At 71.1% G+C, this 19432-nt stretch carries 21 protein-coding genes and 1 pseudogene; 10 read left to right on the top strand and 12 right to left on the bottom strand.

Annotation, left to right across the window (positions count from 1 at the left end):
• Positions 1-3: 3 nt before the first annotated feature.
• The 4 genes from ODJ79_RS45680 to ODJ79_RS45665 all read right to left on the bottom strand — a co-directional run bounded on the left by ODJ79_RS45680 (position 4) and on the right by ODJ79_RS45665 (position 3970).
• Entirely contained in the window at positions 4-363 is a 360-nt protein-coding gene (locus tag ODJ79_RS45680; RefSeq protein WP_263030020.1) for an MmcQ/YjbR family DNA-binding protein, read from the bottom strand.
• A gap of 53 nt (positions 364-416) precedes the next feature.
• Entirely contained in the window at positions 417-1583 is a 1167-nt protein-coding gene (locus ODJ79_RS45675; RefSeq protein WP_263030019.1) for a sensor histidine kinase, read from the bottom strand.
• Complete coding sequence (locus ODJ79_RS45670) at positions 1568-2224, bottom strand: response regulator transcription factor (protein WP_263030018.1); 657 nt, start codon at positions 2222-2224, stop codon at positions 1568-1570. Before ODJ79_RS45670 ends, ODJ79_RS45675 begins: the two co-directional genes overlap by 16 nt.
• A gap of 69 nt (positions 2225-2293) precedes the next feature.
• Positions 2294-3970 carry a S8 family serine peptidase gene (locus ODJ79_RS45665; RefSeq protein ID WP_263030017.1) on the bottom strand — a complete coding sequence of 559 codons (1677 nt, stop codon included), beginning with the start codon at positions 3968-3970 and terminating at the stop codon, positions 2294-2296.
• Positions 3971-4317: 347 nt separating this feature from the next.
• Between ODJ79_RS45665 and ODJ79_RS45660 the strand changes: the two genes are divergently transcribed.
• On the top strand, positions 4318-5022 hold the full coding sequence (locus ODJ79_RS45660; protein ID WP_263030016.1) for a hypothetical protein: 705 nt from the start codon (positions 4318-4320) through the stop codon (positions 5020-5022).
• A gap of 760 nt (positions 5023-5782) precedes the next feature.
• Here ODJ79_RS45660 and ODJ79_RS45655 read toward each other — a convergent pair.
• Positions 5783-6121 carry a TraR/DksA family transcriptional regulator gene (locus ODJ79_RS45655; protein WP_263030015.1) on the bottom strand — a complete coding sequence of 113 codons (339 nt, stop codon included), beginning with the start codon at positions 6119-6121 and terminating at the stop codon, positions 5783-5785.
• Between the two features lie 217 nt (positions 6122-6338).
• Between ODJ79_RS45655 and ODJ79_RS45650 the strand changes: the two genes are divergently transcribed.
• Positions 6339-7277 (top strand): hypothetical protein, encoded by a 939-nt coding sequence (locus tag ODJ79_RS45650; RefSeq protein ID WP_263030014.1) that lies wholly within the window; start codon positions 6339-6341, stop codon positions 7275-7277.
• A 61-nt stretch (positions 7278-7338) separates the two neighbouring features.
• Here ODJ79_RS45650 and ODJ79_RS45645 read toward each other — a convergent pair whose 3' ends face one another.
• The 4 genes and pseudogenes from ODJ79_RS45645 to ODJ79_RS45630 all read right to left on the bottom strand — a co-directional run bounded on the left by ODJ79_RS45645 (position 7339) and on the right by ODJ79_RS45630 (position 9653).
• Positions 7339-8184, bottom strand: a complete 846-nt coding sequence (locus tag ODJ79_RS45645) for a tetratricopeptide repeat protein (protein WP_263030013.1) — start codon at positions 8182-8184, stop codon at positions 7339-7341.
• 223 nt (positions 8185-8407) lie between these two features.
• Complete coding sequence (locus ODJ79_RS45640; RefSeq protein ID WP_263030012.1) at positions 8408-8800, bottom strand: VOC family protein; 393 nt, start codon at positions 8798-8800, stop codon at positions 8408-8410.
• A gap of 18 nt (positions 8801-8818) precedes the next feature.
• A pseudogene (locus ODJ79_RS45635) lies at positions 8819-8914 on the bottom strand (IS5/IS1182 family transposase); the annotation flags it as partial.
• A 49-nt stretch (positions 8915-8963) separates the two neighbouring features.
• Entirely contained in the window at positions 8964-9653 is a 690-nt protein-coding gene (locus ODJ79_RS45630) for a DUF2306 domain-containing protein (RefSeq protein WP_263030011.1), read from the bottom strand.
• A 247-nt stretch (positions 9654-9900) separates the two neighbouring features.
• Here ODJ79_RS45630 and ODJ79_RS45625 point away from each other — a divergent pair, with 247 nt between their 5' ends.
• The 5 genes from ODJ79_RS45625 to ODJ79_RS45605 all read left to right on the top strand — a co-directional run bounded on the left by ODJ79_RS45625 (position 9901) and on the right by ODJ79_RS45605 (position 13460).
• Positions 9901-11124, top strand: coding sequence for an inorganic phosphate transporter (locus ODJ79_RS45625; protein WP_263030010.1), 1224 nt, complete (start codon positions 9901-9903; stop codon positions 11122-11124).
• Positions 11125-11138: 14 nt separating this feature from the next.
• Positions 11139-11432 carry a hypothetical protein gene (locus ODJ79_RS45620; protein ID WP_263030009.1) on the top strand — a complete coding sequence of 98 codons (294 nt, stop codon included), beginning with the start codon at positions 11139-11141 and terminating at the stop codon, positions 11430-11432.
• Between the two features lie 13 nt (positions 11433-11445).
• Positions 11446-11763: a DUF3349 domain-containing protein gene (locus ODJ79_RS45615; protein ID WP_263030008.1), complete on the top strand. Its 318-nt coding sequence runs from the start codon at positions 11446-11448 to the stop codon at positions 11761-11763.
• A 171-nt stretch (positions 11764-11934) separates the two neighbouring features.
• Positions 11935-13167, top strand: coding sequence for an inorganic phosphate transporter (locus ODJ79_RS45610; protein ID WP_263030007.1), 1233 nt, complete (start codon positions 11935-11937; stop codon positions 13165-13167).
• Positions 13168-13178: 11 nt separating this feature from the next.
• A complete protein-coding gene (locus tag ODJ79_RS45605; protein ID WP_263030006.1) occupies positions 13179-13460 on the top strand; it encodes a hypothetical protein in 282 nt (93 codons plus the stop codon).
• Here the strand turns inward: ODJ79_RS45605 and ODJ79_RS45600 are convergent.
• Complete coding sequence (locus ODJ79_RS45600) at positions 13457-14548, bottom strand: glycerophosphodiester phosphodiesterase (RefSeq protein ID WP_263030005.1); 1092 nt, start codon at positions 14546-14548, stop codon at positions 13457-13459. The genes ODJ79_RS45605 and ODJ79_RS45600 overlap by 4 nt on opposite strands.
• A 202-nt stretch (positions 14549-14750) precedes the next feature.
• On the opposite strand from ODJ79_RS45600, the gene ODJ79_RS45595 reads away from it, so the two are divergent.
• The 3 genes from ODJ79_RS45595 to ODJ79_RS45585 all read left to right on the top strand — a co-directional run bounded on the left by ODJ79_RS45595 (position 14751) and on the right by ODJ79_RS45585 (position 17251).
• A complete protein-coding gene (locus ODJ79_RS45595) occupies positions 14751-15338 on the top strand; it encodes a hypothetical protein (RefSeq protein ID WP_263030004.1) in 588 nt (195 codons plus the stop codon).
• Between the two features lie 90 nt (positions 15339-15428).
• Entirely contained in the window at positions 15429-16631 is a 1203-nt protein-coding gene (locus tag ODJ79_RS45590; RefSeq protein WP_263030003.1) for a sensor histidine kinase, read from the top strand.
• The gene (locus ODJ79_RS45585) at positions 16628-17251 is read left to right on the top strand and encodes a response regulator transcription factor (RefSeq protein ID WP_263030002.1); all 624 of its coding nucleotides are present in this window, start codon (positions 16628-16630) and stop codon (positions 17249-17251) included. Before ODJ79_RS45590 ends, ODJ79_RS45585 begins: the two co-directional genes overlap by 4 nt.
• Positions 17252-17296: 45 nt before the next feature.
• Here the strand turns inward: ODJ79_RS45585 and ODJ79_RS45580 are convergent, their stop codons facing one another.
• The gene (locus ODJ79_RS45580) at positions 17297-18220 is read right to left on the bottom strand and encodes an ABC transporter ATP-binding protein (protein WP_263030001.1); all 924 of its coding nucleotides are present in this window, start codon (positions 18218-18220) and stop codon (positions 17297-17299) included.
• Positions 18221-18263: 43 nt separating this feature from the next.
• Positions 18264-19432 (bottom strand): MFS transporter (locus ODJ79_RS45575; RefSeq protein ID WP_263030000.1); only part of this gene is annotated, 1169 nt, incomplete at its 5' end.

Genomic DNA, 19432 nt, shown 5'->3' with positions numbered 1-19432 from the left:
GCCCTAGACGTCGCCGGCCAGGTCGGCCGGGGCGCGCATCCGCCACGCGTCGGTGACCAGCTCGGTCAGGCGGTCGACGGTGCACTCGGGCAGGCGCAGCATCACCAGCGGCAGGCCGTCGTAGCTGGGGTGGGTGAAGAACAGGCCGGGCTCGCCCAGCAGCAGCGCCTGCTTCTCCGCCTCGTCGCCGACGTACAGCACCGCGACGTCGGTCCGGATCACCCGCGGCCTGCCGGGCACCCGCTCGGGATACGACCAGACGAAGCCACGGTTGCCGACCCGGAAGTCGAAGCCGTCGCTGTCGATCTCCTCCACCCCGGGCAGGCTCAGCGCCAGCCGGCGCACGTCGTCGGCGTCCGCCACGCGGGTCCCTCCTTTGCCGGCGGTGGCGCCCAGGCCAGGGCCAGGGTCACGGCTCAGCCAAGCGGCAAGGTGACTCTAACGGTCAGGCCGCCGTCCGGGCGCGGGTGGGCGGTCACCGAACCGGCGTGCATCTCGGCGATCGACGCGACGATGGTCAGGCCCAGGCCAAGGCCGCCGTCGGCGGTGCGGCCATTCAGGCGGCGGAACGGCTCGAACAGGGTGGCCACCTGGTCGGCGGGGACCACCGGGCCGCGGTTGGCCACCGTGACCGAGGCCGTACGGTCGTCGGTGCCGGTCACCACCCACAGCTCGCCGTCGGGCACGTTGTAGCGGGCCGCGTTCTCCAGCAGGTTGACCACCAGCCGCTCGAGCAGCACCGGGTCGCCGACCGTGCCCGCCGGGTCGAGCAGGGTGTGCCGCCGTACGCCGTCGGTGGCGGCCGAGTCGAGCGCGTCCTCGGCGACCGTAGCCAGGTCGACCGGCTCGCGGACGGTCAGCCCGCCCTGGTTGCGGGCCAGCGTGAGCAGGGCCGCGATCAGCCGCTCGGTCTGCGCCACCGCGGCCTGCACGTCCCGTCCCATGTCGCGCAGCTCCTCCCGGGTGGGATCGGGCTTGGCCAGCACCACGTCGACGGCGGTGCGCATCACGGTGAGCGGGGTGCGCAGCTCGTGCCCGGCGTCGGCGATGAACCGGCCCTGGCTCGCGAACGCCGCCTGCAGCCGGGCCAGCATCGCGTCGAACGTGTCGGCCAGCTCGCGCAGCTCGTCGCGCGGGCCGGTGAGCGCGACCCGGGCGTCCAGGTTGTGCTCGGAGGCGGCCCGGGCGGCCGCGGTGATCTGCTGGACCGGCCGCAGCACCCGGCCGGCCACGAACCAGCCGGCCGCGGCCGCGAAGAGGGTGACGCCGCCGAGCGCGAGCAGCGAGCCGCGCAGCAGGTTGTCGAGCGTGGCCTGCCGCTGATCCTTCGCCCCGGCCAGCTTGCCCTCCTGGTATGCCGACTCGCACTTGAAGCGCAGCCTCTGGTCCGAGCTGGCCTGATAGTCGCGGCACATGGTGAGCAGCTCCTGCGTGCCGCCCGGCTTGCCGGTGTCGTCCGGGGCGTTGTACGGAAGACCCGCAACCACGCCGTACGTGATGGCCACCAGCGCGACCCCGCAGGCCAGGAACAGCCCGGTGTAGAGCAGGGTCAGCCGGGCCCGGACGGTCAGTCGTGGTCGCACAGCCGGTAACCCCTGCCGACGACCGTACGGATCAGCGGCGGCTCGCCCAGCTTGCGGCGCAGCCGGGCCATCGTCACCGAGACGATGTTGCTGAACGGGTCCGCATTGGCGTCCCAGACGTGCTCGAGCAGTTCCTCGGCGCTGACCAGGCCCCCGTCCGCGGCGGCAAGCATCTCCAGCACGCCGAACTCCTTGCGGGTCAGCGACAGCGTCCGGTCGCCCCGGGTGGCGCGGTGCCGGGCCCGGTCGACGGTCAGGTCGGCCAGCCGCACCACCGGCGGCGCGGAGGGTGCCCGGCGCCCGAGCGCGCGCACCCGGGCGACCAGCTCGTGGAACGCGAACGGCTTGCCCAGGTAGTCGTCGGCCCCCAGCTCGAGGCCGTCCACCCGATCGTCCACTCCGGACGCCGCGGTCAGCAGCAGGATCCGCGGCGTCCCACCGGACAGCCGGCGGCACACCTGGTCACCGTGCACGGCCGGCAGATCCCGGTCGAGCACCACCACGTCGTACGCGGTCTCCGCGGCCGCGGCCAGCGCGGCGGCCCCATCGTTCACCACGTCGACCGCCAGCCCCGCGTCACGCAGCCCTTCGCCGATCCGCGCGGCAAGGGTCCGGTGATCCTCGGCCACCAACACCCGCATGGCGACATTGTGCGCCGCGGAAGGTGACATCGGTGCGACATGCCACCGGGTTCCTGGAAGCTATACCCCCTAGTCGTCCAGCTCCGGAACCAGGAGCTCGGCGGCACGCAGGGCCGCCGACAGCGTCGCTGCCTGCTCCCCTGGCGACGGTTCCGCATATCCGGTACGGAGCCGGTCCGCCGGCATCGCGTGCTGAGGCACCTGAGTGGGATCGCCGGCCCACGGCTCACCGGGTGACACGTACGGCGGTGCGAGCCCGACCGCCACCGCGGCGTCCGGGACACCGGCGCCCGGGAGGCCGGCAAGCGGACGGCAGCTCGCGCGGACGAGTTGAGCGAGCCGCTGCACGCGTGCAGGTCCGCGGCTGACGAAGCCGTACCGGAAATCGGGGTGGTGTGCCAGGACCAGGCCCGCGAGTGCCGCGCCGTAGGTGGCCGCGACAGCGGAGCCGTCCAGGGCTACCCTGCCGCCGGTCGCCGCCGCCGAGATCACCGCGACGCCGGGCAGGAATGCGTCGACCTCCGGACCGCAACAGCTGGATCGAGCGGCGAACAGTCCCTCCGGGGTCGGGACACCCGCGATCTGAGCGGCGTGCGCGCTGTCCGGCGGGAAGGTGCCCAACCGGCCCAGCGCGGCGACGGTGAGCAGCGGGGGCAGCGTGCCCGGGAACCCCACCGGGCCTCCGGTGTCGCCGGCCGCCGCCACACAGAGAATGCCCGCCTGGCGTACCTCCTCGAGTTTCTGCGCCACCAGAACCGAGGGCTGCTCGGCGTAGACGCCGAGGTCGATGATGTCGACCTCCTGCGTGATGCAGTAGTCGAGCACTTCGATGAGGTTACTGAGCCGGCCGCCGGGAAGCGCCCGGCAGACGTGCACCTCGGCCTCCGGAGCCACCCCGACCAGCCGGTCGCCGTCCTGTCCGACGATCAGCGCCACGTGGTGCGTGGCCCGCCCGGTCAGGTCCTGGTCCCAGGACTTGTCGTCCTGCCCGACGACATCGATGCCGCCGGTGACCTGCTCGCTGGCGAGTCGCCCGGCGGCGACCCCCGAGCCGACGACGGCGATCTTCACGCCGTGCCCCCGGTACGTGGGCGGAAGGCGGTCGAAACCGATCACCTGGCGTGCCCAGTCCGCGCCGGGACGTTCCTCCGAAACCTCGCCGAGCCGCCGGCAGACCACCGTGTTGATCTCGGTGTGCGACAGGGCCGGCCGGTCGACCACGACGCTCCAGTGGTCCGCGCGCGGGCGAACGTACACCCCCGCCACGTCATCGAGGGTGCCGGCCGGAACTGTCAGCTCGGCGAAGCCCTCGGCATCGGTGCGGCCCGTCACGGGATAGGCCCCGCCGTGGACGTACAAGAACGCGTCCTGGACCGGCTCGCCCTCCTCGTTGCGGGCCTGGAACCGCACCTGGGTGAACTCGTCGAAGCTGCTCGCATCCGTCGCCGGCCAGGGCGGCAGCGACTCACGCTGCTTGAGCGGCTGGTCGATGTCGACGTGGAACTCCGGCCGCGCCGCCAGGATGGTGGCCTGCTCCGGCGTCGTCTCCACCACCGCGACCGTGGGATACCGCAGCCCCGCGGAGTCGGCGTGACCCTCCGCGGCGGCGGCCTCGGCGACGGAGCTCCGAACGACCCGCAGCACGCGCAGGTCAGGGTTTCGTCGCAGCGCCTCGATGAGCTTCTGCTCCCTCGCCATCGGGTCCGCGGCGGCATCGGCCGCGGTCACCCACCCGGTCGGGGCCACCAGGTACCGTCCGGTGCGTGACCGAACCGCATCAGGCGAGCGGCCCGCATCGCCTGCGTCGTCGCGCGCGTGGTTCCCCTCCGTCATAGCACTGCTCCTTCCGCTGTGGTGTCATGTGACGGGTTCCAGCCCTCGTCGCCGGCCCCTCCGGCGCCGCGCCGGGGAGGCCGGCGACCGGGGCTCCTTCGAGCCGGAGGCCGGCGACCGGGGGCTCTTTCGAGCCGTGCCGGCCGCCGGCGTGCACAGTGCACCCGATCAACCCGCCGCCGGGACGAACGGTCCACGCCGTCAGCGCGAGTTGCCGCCCGCGTCGACCGGCGGCAGGTGATCGATCCGCGGTGGCGCCTGTGCCATCCGATGAGTCATGGCGCGGATCGGCGAGACGGGCCCTAGCGGCCGAGCGGGCTACCCTGGAAGGGGTACTGCGGCTGCTGCTGGCCGAAGCCGTACTGCTGGCCGAAGCCCTGCTGCGGGCCGTACTGCTGACCGAAGCCCTGCTGCGGGCCATACTGCTGCTGACCGAAGGGCTGCTGCTGACCGAAGGGCTGCTGCTGACCGAAGGGCTGCTGCGGGCCGTACTGCTGGCCGACGCCCTGCTGCGCACCGTATTGCGAAGTCAGCTGCTGCATCAGCTGCTGCTGGACCAGCTGCTGCGCGGCTTGGTGCACGAACTGCAGCAGGCCGGACTGGACGATCTGCTGGATCGCCTGCTGGGCGATCTGCTGGACCACGGGCTGCTGGGCGAGAGACTGCACCAGCGGGTGGGTGTACGCCTGATGCTGCACGAGCTGCGTCTGCTCGATCTGCTGGATGATGCCCGGCTGCTGCGTCAAGAGCTGAGCAACCTGCTGCCGGATCAGCTGCTGGGCGATGCGGTGCGCCAGCTGCTGCTGCGCGACCTGGAGCATCTGCTGCTGTCCCTGTTCCGGCCCGAACCTGCCGGCGAGCCCTTGGCCGCCCTGCTGGGCACCGTACGCGGTGCCGCCGTCACCGAAGCCGGTGAACATCTGCTGGCCCATGGTCGGCATGGGCGGTGCGTACGTCATGGCTGACATAGCGCCTCCTGACGTTGGAAGAATCCGATGGACTGATGTCCATTCCCGGCTGGACGTTACGCCCGTAGCCGATCGGAAACAAGGACTTTACATTGACACACATAGCTATCTTGTAATAGTTAAAACATTGCTCGTCGGTGATATTTCCGGCGCACCCCAGCGCGGGATGATCCTCGATCTACAATGGCGTCGACCGCAATCTTGAAAGGCCATTTTCTGCTGGTCAAGCAGGCCCTTGCGAGAGTACGAGGTGAGGCTGCGGTGGTCACGTCGCCGCTGTCCGTGCCGGGCAGCGCGGCCGCACGCAAGCCTCCTACCAGCAAAGTTCGGGTTTCCGCGACGGCCCACGGGCCAGGACACCGCCGACATCTCGGCAGACGGCCCGAGCAGCAGATTCGCAGCCCCGAACGCGAACCGAAATGATCCCGACCCGGCCGACTCCGCTCAAAGAATGTCATATTCCGGTTACGGCGACGGCAGCTTTCACTACCCGGAAAAGATCTACGACGAACGTCTTGACTCGATCAGCAACGGTCCTCACGAGCCGTACGAAATGGACTACCTCCGCCGTCGACCTGTATTACCGCCCGGTCGCACTGCTCTACCGCAGCCGGCGCGATATAGGAAAGACCGCCTCTTGATCGCATGCACGCTCATCCGCCCACGTGTGCGATTGGCGGCCAAAGTCGGTGCGCCGGTCAGGTTCCGGGCGCGGCTGATCCTTCAGTTCGGTACCTGTGCCGGCGTACGCGGTTTGTCAGGTGCAGGTGACGCAGGTGCGGGCAAAGGGGCGGATGGCCAGGCGGTCGGCCGGGATGGGGAGGCCGCAGCGTTCACAGATGCCGTAGGCGCCCGACTCCAGGCGGGTCAGGGCCTCGTCGAGGTCGGCCAACCGGCGACGGGTTGCGGCGAGGACGGCGGTGAGCTGTGCGCGCTCGTAGGCGATGGTGCTGCCCTCGGGGTCGTGTTCGTCATCGGCGTTGGAGTCCTGGCTGGCCTCGAACACGGCATGCAGGTCTGCCTCAAGCCCACTCAACTCGTCGGCGACCGCCGACCGTAATCGCTGCAGCTGAGCGCGAGTGGCTTCGACGGTCACCGTTCCACGGTACGTTCCCCGGCCGTCGGGATCGCGGAATCGGTCGGCCGGGCCGACCAACGACCATCCGGCGCATCGGCATGACGGCGGGCCGAGGTCCGGCCTCTGCTTACGGACCCTAACGATCAGGGGGGCCTGCACACCGCCCGCGGCGGATCCGTGCGGCGCCGTCGAACTGGTGGACGAGGTGGTGGCTCGCGCCTCGTACGCTGGGATCATGGTCGACTTCGCCGCCTCGCGTGACAGGTCCGATGGGGCGGCTTCGGAACTGAGTGACCCGGGTGCGGCGCCGGCGCGGGATGCGGTAGGCCACAACGCGCCTCGCCACTCGGCAGCCGCCCGCTGGCACCACAGCGGGGCCCTGGTCTGGACCTGGCGGCTCACTGGGATCGTGTCCGCCGCCGGGCTCCTGCTGGTGGGCGCGGGAGCCGGGTTGTGGGCCGCCTTTCCCGAGGTCACGGCAAGCGGGGCACCCGCCCTTGTGGGATTCGTGGCGCTGTTCGTGGCCGTCTCCGGTCGGCTGTCCACCGCGAGCACGATGCGTTACGAGGACGTGCCGCTGGCTCAGCCGCCCACATTCGCCGATCCGATCCATCGCTCCGGGCGGCGACGGCGGTCCGTGCGCCGCCAGAGCACGATCGCCTACCTGGGCATGGTGCTCGGCGGCCTGGTCGCCCTGCCCGCGGTGTACTGGAACACCAACCCGCTTGTCGACAACCTTCTCGTGCTTGCGATAGCGGCCGGCATGATCGCAGGCTGCTATCTGGCCGGCCCCGCCGCAAGATTCGTGGTGACGCCGCACCACTTACACATCGACACAGCCTTTCGCCGCATCAGCGTGCCGCGACGCCTGATCGGCACCTTCTCGCGGTCAGGCCTCGGCATCCGACTCGACCTCGTGGACGGCGACCACATCGACTTTCGCGTGGACTCGCCCCTGTGGGACACCCGCGGCGGCGAGTACCGGTCGAACGAGCGCTGCCAGGTCCGTACGGTCCAGCGAATCGTCGCCATGCTCCGCGAGATCCCGGACGCCGGCAACACCGCCATGACCACCACCAAGCTTCGGCCCGGGATGGTGGCCTTCGCCGCCATCACCGCGCTTGTCACGGTCCCCGTCATAACAGCCGGTGGTTTCGCCGTCTTCACCAGCTGACCTCGACCGCACGTGCTGCGCGAGCAGGCCCGGCCGGCGCACCCTCGTACGCTCGGCACGGTCAGACGGAGGCAAGAAGAGGGATCGCCTCAACCGCGGGTTGGTAGCCGCTCTCGGCGGCCCGAGTCCACCACGCGAGCGCTTCTTCACGATCCCCGCGCTGAGCCGCGTCGTACCCGAGCGCATAGCAGGATGGTGGATGGTTGAGTGCTGCCGCTTTGCGAAGGTAGCGAAGAGCCATGCCGGAGCCGGAGCCTGCCATCATGGCGACCGCGTGCATGGCCTCCACCGACCCCAGGTCCGCAGCGTGCTGCCACACCTCCGTGATCCGCCACGCTGGAAGCCAGAACTGATCGCCGGCCTGCGACCTCTCGTACTGGTCCTGGGCCCAGTAAACGCGGCCGAGGGCATACAGGGCGTCCACGTCGCCGGCCTCACTGACGAGCCGGTACATCGCGGCCGCCCGGTGCCGGTCACCCTCGTGTTCAAGCAGCTCAGCCAGGCGAAATGCGGCGCCGTCGGCACCCGTGGCGAACTCCGCCTCAGCCTGGGCCAGGCTTGCACCGTACGGCACAGGAGCAGGCGGACGGATCTCGAGTCGCGGTTCCGCCGCACGCAACGGGGGCAACCGCGACGTCGTACGGATCCAGCCGTCGACGGCGTCGTGCGACGTTCTCACCGCCCTGATCAGAGCCTGAACCGCGGCGAGCTTTTCTCCGCTCACCGTGTCGGCCAACTCCGCCTCGTCAATGTGCTCCTGCGCATCCGACAGCTGCGACGAAAACCTAATCAGGGAGTGGAGCTCGTCCTGTTTCCGTTCGTCCCCGAACCGGTCCAGGATCAGCTGGGCCACCCTTTGACGTTGATCCTCGTCGCGAAAGCCACCGTGAAGATCGGTCAGCGCCACAGCGTCTCCACGCGCGTGAGAACGTCTATCCATCCCGTCCGGACGGCAATCCGGGCCGTCACAGCGGCCGGCCGGACCCAGGAACGATTCACGTCGGCGACAATGCCACGGTTCTGCTCGTGATGCGATGGCATTAGTGCGGCCTTCCGCTCATGCCAGAGACAACGCGCGGTCCGCGGCGCAGGCGTGCCGTCACCGCGGTCGCTTTACCAAGGCTGAGCCGTCACTGGGTCTCCTTGCAGACGGCCTCGATGTTGTTGCCATCGGGATCGCTGACGAACGCGCAGTAAGCGCGATACTCACTCCAAAACCGCGGGGCGTGCCGGGTGGCGCCCCCGGCCGCCACTGCCGCAGCGTGGAAGGCGTCTACCGCCGCCGGGCTGCCGGCCGCGAACGCCAGGTGCATCCCCTTGGTCGCGGTAGCCGCTGCGTCCGCGCGTTCCAACGACACCGACGGCGTGTCCCGATCCGGATGCCAATACTCGGCGACACCGTCGGCACGGTAACCAGGAGCGATTCCGAGCGGCTCCAGTGCGGCCGTGTAGAACCTTTCGCTCCCCTCGAAGTCCGAGGCAAACACGGCAACGTGATGGATGAAAGATATCGGCGATCCCACGACAGCCGAGCCTACGGGGGCTCGGCATGGGCGGCAGCGGAGCTTGACCATGACTTTCCAGGTCCTGAGGGTGGCGTTGGCGCGTTCGCCCCGGGCGCGGATGCGGGCGTGGGCATAGGAGCATCAGCAGGGCGTGGTGCCTGCGCGGTGGGCGGCCCTGGCCTTAGCGGACTCCCGTCATGACCCGCCTCGCCCCGGCCGGGACGGGGCGGCGGGTGCGGGGCGAGCCGGAACCCATCGGGTGGCGGCGGATGATCCACTCGGCGACTAGCACGTTGATCAGCCAGGCCGCGCCCATCAGGACCGCTCGGGACACCGTGCCGGTCGGGCCGACCAGCAGGATCCACGGCAGCTGGGTGAGCGCCTGGGTGCCGGCGCCCTGGGCCAGCGCGTACGCCCGGATCATCCAGGCCCGGTGGGCGGCGATGTTGCGTCCGCGCACGGCCACGATGGCCAGGATGATCGCCGCGAACATCGCCGGGCCCACGATCAGCCGCTCGATCTTCACGGCCAGGCCGTCGGGCGGCGGGAACGCGTACGTCAAGGTCATCCAGACACCGGAGACCGCGACCATCAGGCCGGCCGGAACCAGCACCCAGCCGGACGCCCGATGCCACCGCGGGTGGCGACGGCGGAACCGGGGCGCGAACTGGAAGGCGCCGGCGAAGCAGTAGATCAGGGCCGCGACGATGTGCAGCACCACCGGCAGCGGCATCGCGTGGAAACGGGCGTTGTCGGCGGTCACCGCTCCGTTCGCGGCGAGGTCGCTCAGCCGGGCGGCGCCGCCGAGTGACGGGATGTTGGTCAGGGCGATCAGGCCGGTCGGGATGAGCCAGCTCCTGCGCGAGTTCATGCGGTAGATGCTCCCGGCGACGGGCGCGGGACTCATCGGGCTCGTGGCCACGGATTTCTCGTTCCGAAGACGGGGCGAAAGACCGTACTTTCGGCCGAGGCGCTAACCGAAAAGAGTCCATGGAAACCCGGGGCGGCCTGACTTTTCGGCGAACGATGCGGGTGGTTCGGCCTAACCGCCGTGGAACATTGAGTACGCCCCGACCAGGCTCTTCCAGGCCTGACCTTTACGGCGCGAGTCTGATTTCGTGACAGAGTCAACGGTCATTCTCGTCTTGGTGATCGTCACCGCGCTGGGTTTCGACTTCACCAACGGCTTCCACGACACGGCGAACGCGATGGCCACCTCCATCGCCACCGGCGCGCTGCGGCCGAAGATTGCCGTAGCCCTCTCGGGCTTCCTCAACCTCATCGGCGCCTTCCTCTCGGTCGAGGTCGCCCTGACCGTCACCAACGCCGTGGTCAAGCTCCAGACCTCGAACGGCACGCCCAAGGAGTCGCTCACCGCGGACGGCGGCGTGGCGCTCCTGCTGATCATCCTGGCCGGTCTGGTCGGCGGCATCGTGTGGAACCTGCTGACCTGGCTGCTGGGCCTGCCCTCCAGTTCGTCGCACGCGCTGTTCGGCGGGCTGATCGGCGCGACCGTGGCCGGGCTCGGCTGGGCCGGTGTCAACTGGAACGGCAACGGCACCAAGCTCGACGGCGTGGTCGGCAAGGTGATCCTCCCGGCCGTCGCGTCCCCGATCGTGGCCGGCATCGTCGCCGGGGTCGGCACCTGGCTCATCTACCGGGCCGTCGCCGGGGTCGCCACGCGGTACACCGACCGGGGTTTCCGCTGGGGCCAGATCGGCAGCGCCTCGCTGGTCTCGCTGGCGCACGGCACCAACGACGCGCAGAAGACGATGGGCGTCATCACCCTCGCGCTGCTCGCCTCGGGCCACTGGACCAGCACCACGAGCATCCCGTTCTGGGTCAAGGTGAGCTGCGCGGTCGCGATCGCGCTGGGCACCTACCTCGGCGGGTGGCGGATCATCCGGACGCTCGGCAAGGGCCTGGTCGAGATCACGCCGCCGCAGGGCATGGGCGCCGAATCCGCCTCGGCCGCGGTCATTCTCACCTCCAGCCACCTGGGCTTCGCGCTCTCCACCACGCACGTCGCCACCGGCTCGATCCTCGGCTCGGGTGTCGGCCGGCCGGGCGGGCAGGTGCGCTGGCGGGTCGCCGGCCGGATGGGGACGGCCTGGCTGATCACGATGCCGGCGGCCGGCCTGGTCGGCGCGGCCATGTGGTATCTCAGCGATGTGATCGGCGGCGTGGCCGGCGCGATCGTGATCTTCGTGGTGCTGCTCGCCGCGGCCGGGTACATGTACCTGCACTCCCGCCGGGCGCCGGTCGGCCACCACAACGTCAACGACGAGTGGGACGACACCGTCGAAGCGGAGCCGAAGGTTCCCGCGGGCACGGCCGGCTGAGAGGGCTGACGGACATGGCAAACAACCTGCAGTTCACCTTCGAGGCGATCTGGAAGGTGCTGCTCGCCAGCCTGATCCTGGGCGCAGGCCTTCCGTTGATCTTCGCGCTGGGGGTACGTTCCCTGGCTTGGGGCTCCAGCGTCGAAGCCGGCCCGCGGGCGAACCCGGCCGGTACCGTGATCGGTTGGATACTGTTCGCCGTCGTGCTCGCCGGGATCCTGCTCGGCATCACCTTCATCGTGGCCAGCGGCCTGGGCAAGCAGCTGAGCTTCGAGCACATCTTCCCGACGATCGCGGACAAGCACTGACAGGGGGACCTCGGTGAGCGATTCCCGATCCAACTTCCTGACCCGCGCCGTTGACTGGCTGCGGGCCGGCTATCCGACCGGGGTGCCCCGGGGGGACTACGTCGCCCTGCTCGGCGTGCTGCGGCGCAAGCTGACCGAGGACGAGATCCGGCAGATCGCGAAGGACCTGGCCAGGCAGTCCCTGCTCTCCACCGACCCGATCGGCGGCGACGACATCGAGAAGATGATCAGCGACTCGATGCTCCAGGAGGCGACGCCGGCCGACGTGGCGCGGGTCTCCGCGCACCTGGCAGCCGGCGGCTGGCCACTGGTGGATCCGCCCGCCCAATGATGAACCTCACATGAACGAACGGGGCTCACCTCCTGCCTTGCTCACTGTTTGTATCGAGATCCAACACTCTGTGTTTGCATTAGGTAAACGGTCGGTTAACGAGGGCGGAACATCGAAAAGGTGACGTTCATCCTCTGGCAAGGGGTGCGTCATTCGGGTGACCATCGCTGCGTGACACAAGCTTCGGTGATCCTCGCCCTGGTCGTCGTGACCGCGCTTGCCTTCGACTTCACCAACGGGTTCCACGACACGGCGAACGCGATGGCGACCACCATCGCGACCAAGGCGCTGAAGCCGAAAACGGCGGTGGCGCTGTCCGGCGTACTCAATCTGCTTGGAGCTTTTCTGTCGGTGCAGGTCGCGCTGACCGTCACGAACGCGGTCGTCAAGATCCAGAATTCCGACGGCACGCCCAAGGACTCGCTCACCGCGAACGGCGGGACGGCGCTCCTGATGATCATCCTGGCCGGTCTGGTCGGCGGGATCATCTGGAACCTGCTGACCTGGCTGATCGGCCTGCCGTCGAGCTCGTCGCACGCGCTGTTCGGCGGGCTGATCGGCGCGACGGTCGCGGGCCTCGGCTGGGCCGGGGTGAAGTGGAACGGCGACGGTTCGAAGCTGGACGGCGTGGTCGGCAAGGTGCTGCTGCCCGCGGTCATGTCCCCGGTCATCGCCGGCGTGGTCGCCGCCGTCGGCACCTGGGTCATCTTCAAGGTCGTGGCCGGGATCGCAGTCCGCTACACCCAGCAGGGCTTCAAGTGGGGCCAGATCGGCAGCGCCTCGCTGGTCTCGCTGGCGCACGGCACCAACGACGCGCAGAAGACGATGGGCGTCATCACCCTCGCGCTGATCGCCTCCGGCAACTGGACGGACACCAAGAGCATCCCGCTGTGGGTGAAGGTGAGCTGCGCCGTGGCCATCGCGCTGGGCACCTACCTCGGCGGGTGGCGGATCATCCGGACCCTCGGCAAGGGCCTGGTGGACATCGCACCCGCGCAGGGCATGGCCGCCCAGTCGGCGTCCGCCGCGGTGATCCTGGCCTCCAGCCACCTCGGCTTCGCGCTCTCCACCACGCACGTCGCGACCGGCTCGGTGCTCGGCTCGGGCGTCGGCCGGCCCGCGGGCGAGGTGCGCTGGCGGGTGGCCGGCCGGATGGTGCTCGCCTGGCTGATCACGCTGCCCGCGGCCGGCCTGGTCGGCGCGCTGATGTGGTGGATCGGCGACCTGATCGGCGGTCTGCCCGGCGCGCTGGTCATGTTCCTGCTGCTGGTGGCGGCCGCCGCCGGGATGTGGCTGCGCAGCCGCCGCGTCCCGGTCGACCAGCACAACGTCAACGACGACTGGGACGCGGTGGCCAGCCCGGCCGAGCTGCCCGAGCGCGTCCCCGCCACCGCCGCGAACTGAGAGGCCGACCGATGAACAACGTGGGGTTCGCCGTCGACGGCGCCTGGCGGGTGCTGCTGGCCGGGCTCGCGCTCGGCGCCGGCCTGCCGATCCTGTTCGCGCTGGGCATCCGCTCGATGGCCTGGTCCGCCGCCGGCCCGGCGCCGCGCGTGGCGGGCCGGGTCGCGGGGTACGGCCTGTTCGCGATCGTGCTGCTGGGGATCGCGCTCGGCATCACCTTCATCGTGGCGACCGGTTTCGGGAAGGCGCTCAGCTTCGAGCACATCTACCCCACGATCGTCCCCAAGCACTAACGCAGCCGGCGGGCCAGGACGCCGATGTCGGCCTGGTCGGTGAAGAGGCCGTCGATCCCGGCGTTCAGGAACGTGATCTGCTCGTCGAGCGCCCTCCCGTACGCGTTCGGGTCGGTGCCCACCCGGTAGTCGGCCGGCAGGAACTGGTTCTCGGCGCGGAAGGTGTACGGGATCACCCGGAGCCCCGCCGCGTGCGCGTCCCTGACCAGCGACGTCGGCGTGCCCAGCGTGTTGTCCGCGAGCCGCGGGATGACCTGCGCCTTGTCCGGGCCGATGCCGTCGGCGTAGCGGGACAGGTCCTTCAGCCCGGCCGGCGTGAGGTATTGCGCGTACGTCTTCGGGTCGTTGAACGGCGTGCCGCTCGCGCTGGTCAGGAAGACCAGGTGGACCCTCGTGCGCGGCCGGAGGTCGCGCAGGTTGACCGACTCGAAGGACTGGATCCACACCTTCGCACCCCGGTGGTTGAGCCCGAAGTGGTCCAGCGACCGCAGCAGCGGCGTCTCCAATTCCAGACCCAGAGCACGGTGGTACGTCGGGTGCTTGGTCTCCGGGATGACGCCGATGTCGCGGCCGAGCTCCCGGGACAGCCGGGCCCGCAGCGCGAGCATCTCGTCGAAGGTCGGCACCTGGAACAGCCCGTTGTAGAGGGTGTTGCGCTGGCGGACGGCGGGCAGCCGCTCGACCGCGCGCAGCGTCTTGAGCTCGGCGAGGGTGAAGTCCGAGACGAACCAGCCGGTGGTGCTGACCCCGTCGAGCAGCACGGTCTTCTTCCGGTCGGCGAACTCGGGGTGGCTCGCCACGTCGGTGGTGCCGCCGATCTCCGGCTCGTGCCGGCAGACCAGCACGTGATCGGCGGTGGCGACCAGGTCCGGCTCGATGTAGTCGGCGCCGATCCGGGCGGCCAGCTCGTACGAGGCGAGCGTGTGCTCGGGCCGGTAGCCGGAGGCGCCGCGATGGCCGAACACTTCCGAGGTCACCCGATCGTGGTCGTGCCCGGTGGCCCGGGCCGGGGTCGCGACGGCGGCGGTCAGGGCGGGTGCGGCGGCGGCGACGGCGCCCATGCGCAGAACCTGACGTCGGTCTGCCACGAGTTCCTCCATGGGACAACGCATCCGGCGGCCCTCGCCGGGGTTCCCGCAGAGCAGTCGACGTGACCTGATCGACCGAGTGGCGACTGTGACATGTCGATCACACAAACGGCATGGGAAGCATCTATCGAAGGCAGTCGCGCTCTCCTACTGTTGTCACTCGAATGCGGAGAGGGATCGACTTCGCCGGCTGGAGAGGGCCATGGGATTTCTGGATCGAGTGCTCCCGGGACGGCACGCGCCCGCGTCCACGCCCCGGGACGCCCTCGATGTCGACGAGCAGCCACGGAGCTCCCACCTGGACAGGCAGGACCCGATCGAGGTGCGCATCCCCGCGATGCAGCCGCCTCCCCCGCCGGTCGTCCCGCGCACCGACGTGACCCAGCTGCTCGGCCGGCACCTCGCCGACCCGTTCGCCCAGGACATCTGCCGTGAATACCACCTGCTGCCGGCCCTGGGCGCCGGTCCCGCCCGGTCGTACCAGTCGCCGGCACTGGGCGTGTCGCTGCTCGCCGACGACTACGGCACGGTGATCAACATCTTCCTGCACTTCCACGGCGATCTCGACTTCGACGCGTACGCGGGGCCGATCCCCGGCCGCGGCGGCACGATCCCGAAGCGCAGCAGCCTCTGGGTGGCGCTCGGCCGGCCGGACCAGAGCACCGACCCGAACCGGGACCGGGTCATCGAGTACGGCGCGTCCGACCAGTGGCGGTTTCCGACCTTCACCATGCACGCCTTGTACGCTCTCGACAACGAGGATCTGTTGAGGCTGACGTTGAGGCACTGAATGTGGGCTTCGCTCTGGGATGAGCCGCGCGCGCCCGGCGCACCGGCGCGGTCGTGGCGAGACTGGGCGCTTGTCGGCGTTTTCTGCGCATTGGCGGTCATCGAGGGCCTGACTCGACCGGATCTGCCCGGCGGTTTCACGGCCGTCCTGCTGGTCTTCCTGCTCGCGCCGACGCTGCTCTGGCGGCGCAGTCATCCGCTGCTCATGGTCGCGATCGCGTTCCCCGCGACGTTCGTCGCGCCGTTCTTCACCGATGGCGTCCCGCCCGAGGCGCGGTCGCTGGCCTTCCTGGTGCTGCTGCCGTACGCGCTGGTCCGCTGGGGTTCCGGGCGGGAGATCGTGATCGGCGCCGGGGTGATCGCCGCCAAGATCGTCGCGTCGGTGGTGGCGCAGCAGATGCCGGCGCCGACCGCGGCGGCGGGCGCGGCGGTGACGTTCGGGGTCGCGGCGCTCGGGGCGGCGATGCGCTACCGGGCCATCGGCCGGCTGCGCGAGCTCGACCGGGTACGCGTGGTGGAGCGGGAACGGCTCGCCCGCGACCTGCACGACACGGTCGCCCACCACGTGAGCGCGATGGCCATCCGCGCGCAGGCCGGGCTGGCCATGGCCGAGAGTGATCCGGCGGCGGCCACCGAGGCGCTGCGGGTGATCGAGGCCGAGGCGGCGTCGGCCCTGGCCGAGATGCGTACGGTCGTGGCCGCGCTCCGCAGCGACGACCCCGTTCCGCTGCTCGCCTTCGCGGGCGGCGACCCGCCGGTCGACCTGGACGTCACCGGCGACCTGACCGCGCTGCCGCCCGCCGTCGGCGCGGCCGTCTTCCGGCTCACCCAGGAGGCGGTCACCAACGCCCGCCGGCACGCCCGGCAGGCGACCCGGATCGAGGTGCGGGTGGCCACCGACGACTCCGCGGTGCACCTGCGGGTGACCGACGACGGCGAGCCGGCGCCGGCGCCGCCGACCGGTCGTGGCTTCGGGCTGGCCGGCATGCGGGAGCGCGCCCAGCTGCTCGGCGGGGTCTGCTCGGCCGGGCCGAACCCGGATCGCGGGTGGAGCGTCACCGCGACCCTGCCCCGCTCCCCAGCAAGCCTCGCCGACGTGCGCTTCCTAGCGGACGCGGCCGACGGGCGCTTCCCAGCAGACGCGGCCGACGGGCGCTTCCCAGCAGACGCGGCCGACGGGCGCTTCCCAGCAGACGCGGCCGACGGGCGCTTCCCGGCAGACGCGGCCGAGGGGCGCTTCGCGGCCGGCGACACCGACGGGCGACAGATCCACCGCACCGGGCCGGCGACGTGACGCTGCGGGTGCTGGTCGCCGACGACCAGGAGATCGTCCGGACCGGGCTGGCCATGCTGCTGAACTCACGCCCGGGCATCGAGGTCGTCGCGGTCGCCGCCGACGGCCAGGAGGCGGTGACGCTGGGCCAGTCGCTGCGGCCGGACGTCTGCCTGCTCGACATCCGGATGCCGGTGCTGGACGGCATCGAGGCCACCCGGCGGCTGCACCCGATCCCGGTCGTCGTGATCACCACCTTCGACCTGGACGAGCACGTCTTCGCGGCGCTCCAGGCCGGGGCGCGCGGCTTCCTGCTCAAGGAGGCCGGCGCCGACCTGCTCGACCAGGCCGTGCGGGCGGCCGCATCCGGCGACGCGCTGATCGCGCCGAGCGTGACCGCGCGCCTGCTCGGCACGTTCGCGACCGGAAAGGCGCGCCGCAAGCCGCTCGAGCCGCTCACCGATCGCGAGGAGGAGGTGCTCGCGGTGGTCGCCCGCGGCCGCACCAACCAGGAGATCGCGGCCGAGCTGTTCATCAGCCTGAGCACGGTGAAGACCCACATCGCCAGCCTGATGGTGAAGCTGCCGGCCCGGAACCGGGTCGAGATCGCGATGTGGGCCTACCAGAACGGCCGCGTCTGACCGGCGACGGCCCCCAGGAAGCCGCGTACTCCAACTTCGTGGCGGTCACGCGAGGGCGCCGGCCGGGGCCTCGGTGAGCCTGCGGAACAGGGCTTCGAGGGGGGTCTCGCGGCGGGCCAGCTCGCGCAGCGCGATGCCCGCGCCGATCAGCTTGGCGACCAGGGAGTCGATCTCGGCCTGCGGGCCGCGCACGGCGAGGCCCTGGTCGAGGCGGTCGACCCCGAGCCCGCGGCGCACGGCGACCCGGGCGGCGAGGTCGTCGTCGGTGGTGCGGATCGTGTGGGCCTGCTCCGGCGCCCGGGCGCGCAGCGCGGCGATCGAGCCGTGGTAGACCGCCGTGCCGGTCCGCACGATGGTCACGCCGTCGCAGATCTCCTCGACCTCGGCCATGTCACGGCTGGACAGCAGCACCGTCATTCCGCTCTCGGCGAGCCGCTTGACCAGCGCGCGCATGTCCCGGATGCCGGCCGGGTCGAGCCCGTTGGCCGGCTCGTCGAGCACCAGCAGCCTGGGGTCGCGCAGCAGGGACGCGGCGACGCCGAGGCGCCGGCGCATGCCCGACGAGTAGCCGCCGACCCGGTCCTGGGCGCGGTCGCGCAGGTCGACGGTCTCCAGGGCCTCGTCGATCCGGGACCGGCTCGGGCCGCCGTCGAGGCCGCCGAGCAGCTGCAGGTTCTTGTGGCCGGAGAGGCCGGGGTGGAACCTGGGGCTCTCGATGAACCCGGCGACCCCGTCCAGCGCCCGGATCCCGTCGGCGGCCCAGGTGCGGCCGAAGATGCTCAGCGTCCCGGCGTCCGGCCGGATCAGCCCGAACAGCATCCGCAGGAGGGTGGTCTTGCCGGCCCCGTCCGGGCCGAGGACCCCGTACACCTCACCCCGTCCGACCTGCAGGCTGAGCCGGTCGACCGCGGTGAGCGCGCCGTAGGTCTTGGTGAGGCCGACAGCGTCGACCGCCAGCACGTCGCTCATGCCGGGCGACGCTAAAGACCCGGCATGAAAGGCACATGAAGCGTCACCCCTCCGGCGCCGGGGCCCGGCGGCGACCGAGCGCGAGCACCGCCCCGGCGGCCAGCAAGACCCCGAGAACCACAAAACCAAGACCCAGGCTTGCGTACGTCGCGACGCCGGCGACGAGCAGTGGCCCGCCCGCGTCGCCGAGCTCGCGTCCCAGCTCGGCGGTGCCCATGGTCTGTCCCAGCCGTTCCTTCGGGGTGCTCGCGGCCAGCGCGGCGAAGCCCAGCGGGGTGATCAGCCCGGTGCCCATGCCGATCAGGGCCGCCCCGGCCAGCACGCCGACCAGGCCCGGCAGCGTGGCGGCGACCAGTCCCCCGGCGCTGACCGCCAGGCCCACGGTCAGCCCGGTGCGGGTGGTGAGCCGCCCGTCGTCCAGGGCCCGCCCGGCGCGCGGCTGCACGACGGCCCCGCAGAGCGCCAGCACCGACACCGCGGCGCCGGTCGCGATCGTGCCCAGCCCGGCGGCCCGTCCGAGAACCGGCAGGAAGCCCACGCCCACCGACAGCGCCGCGGTCGCCGCGGCGAGGGCGGCCGTCGGCCCGAGGAAAACCGGGTCGGCGATGCGGCGGGCCAGGTCGAGCACGGTCTGCCGGACCTTCGGCAGCGGCGGCACCACCGGCACCGCGGCCAGGACCCACCCGGCGACCGCCAGCCCGAGCAGGGTGAGCACGACGAACAGCAGCCGCAGTCCGCCGGCCCAGACCAGCACCCCGCCGAGCAGCGGCCCGAGCGTGTAGCCGATCGACTTGTAGAACCCGTACGAGCCGAACGCCTTTCCGTGTTTCGCGGCCGGATTCAGCCGGGCGACCAGCGCCGAGGCCGCCGGGGAGAACGCCGAGGCGGCGGCGCCCTGGCCGAGCCGGGCCGCCCACAGCCAGCCGGGGCTGTCCGCGACGACATAGATCGCCGAGGCGAGGGCGAACGCGACCAGGCCGCCGAGCAGGACCGGCCGCGCCCCGATCCGGTCGGCGAGCGTCCCGAAGACCGGCTTGAGCAGCACCTCGGCCCCGTCGTACAGGGCCAGCAGGCCGCCGAGGACCAGGAGCGAGGTGACCGCGTCGGCGGCGAACCCGCCCAGGTTCGCCGCCACCGCGTGCGCCCCGAACGCGGTGGTGAACCCCGCCGCGTACAGCGGCCACATCCGCCGGTCCGCCCCGCTCATCGGTC

Source organism: Actinoplanes sp. KI2 (assembly GCF_025630775.1).
In the GTDB taxonomy this organism is placed as follows: Bacteria; Actinomycetota; Actinomycetes; order Mycobacteriales; family Micromonosporaceae; genus Actinoplanes.
This window is presented reverse-complemented; position numbering and strand designations above follow the sequence as displayed.

Bases quoted from the DNA above. Each gene is read 5' to 3' on its own strand.
- ODJ79_RS45620 (WP_263030009.1), top strand. From the start codon at position 11,139: ATGGCAAACAACCTGCAGTTCACCTTCGAGGCGATCTGGAAGGTGCTG.
- ODJ79_RS45580 (WP_263030001.1), bottom strand. From the start codon at position 18,220: ATGAGCGACGTGCTGGCGGTCGACGCTGTCGGCCTCACCAAGACCTAC.
- ODJ79_RS45630 (WP_263030011.1), bottom strand. From the start codon at position 9,653: ATGAACTCGCGCAGGAGCTGGCTCATCCCGACCGGCCTGATCGCCCTG.
- ODJ79_RS45670 (WP_263030018.1), bottom strand. From the start codon at position 2,224: ATGCGGGTGTTGGTGGCCGAGGATCACCGGACCCTTGCCGCGCGGATC.
- ODJ79_RS45605 (WP_263030006.1), top strand. From the start codon at position 13,179: ATGAACAACGTGGGGTTCGCCGTCGACGGCGCCTGGCGGGTGCTGCTG.
- ODJ79_RS45595 (WP_263030004.1), top strand. From the start codon at position 14,751: ATGGGATTTCTGGATCGAGTGCTCCCGGGACGGCACGCGCCCGCGTCC.
- ODJ79_RS45650 (WP_263030014.1), top strand. From the start codon at position 6,339: ATGGTCGACTTCGCCGCCTCGCGTGACAGGTCCGATGGGGCGGCTTCG.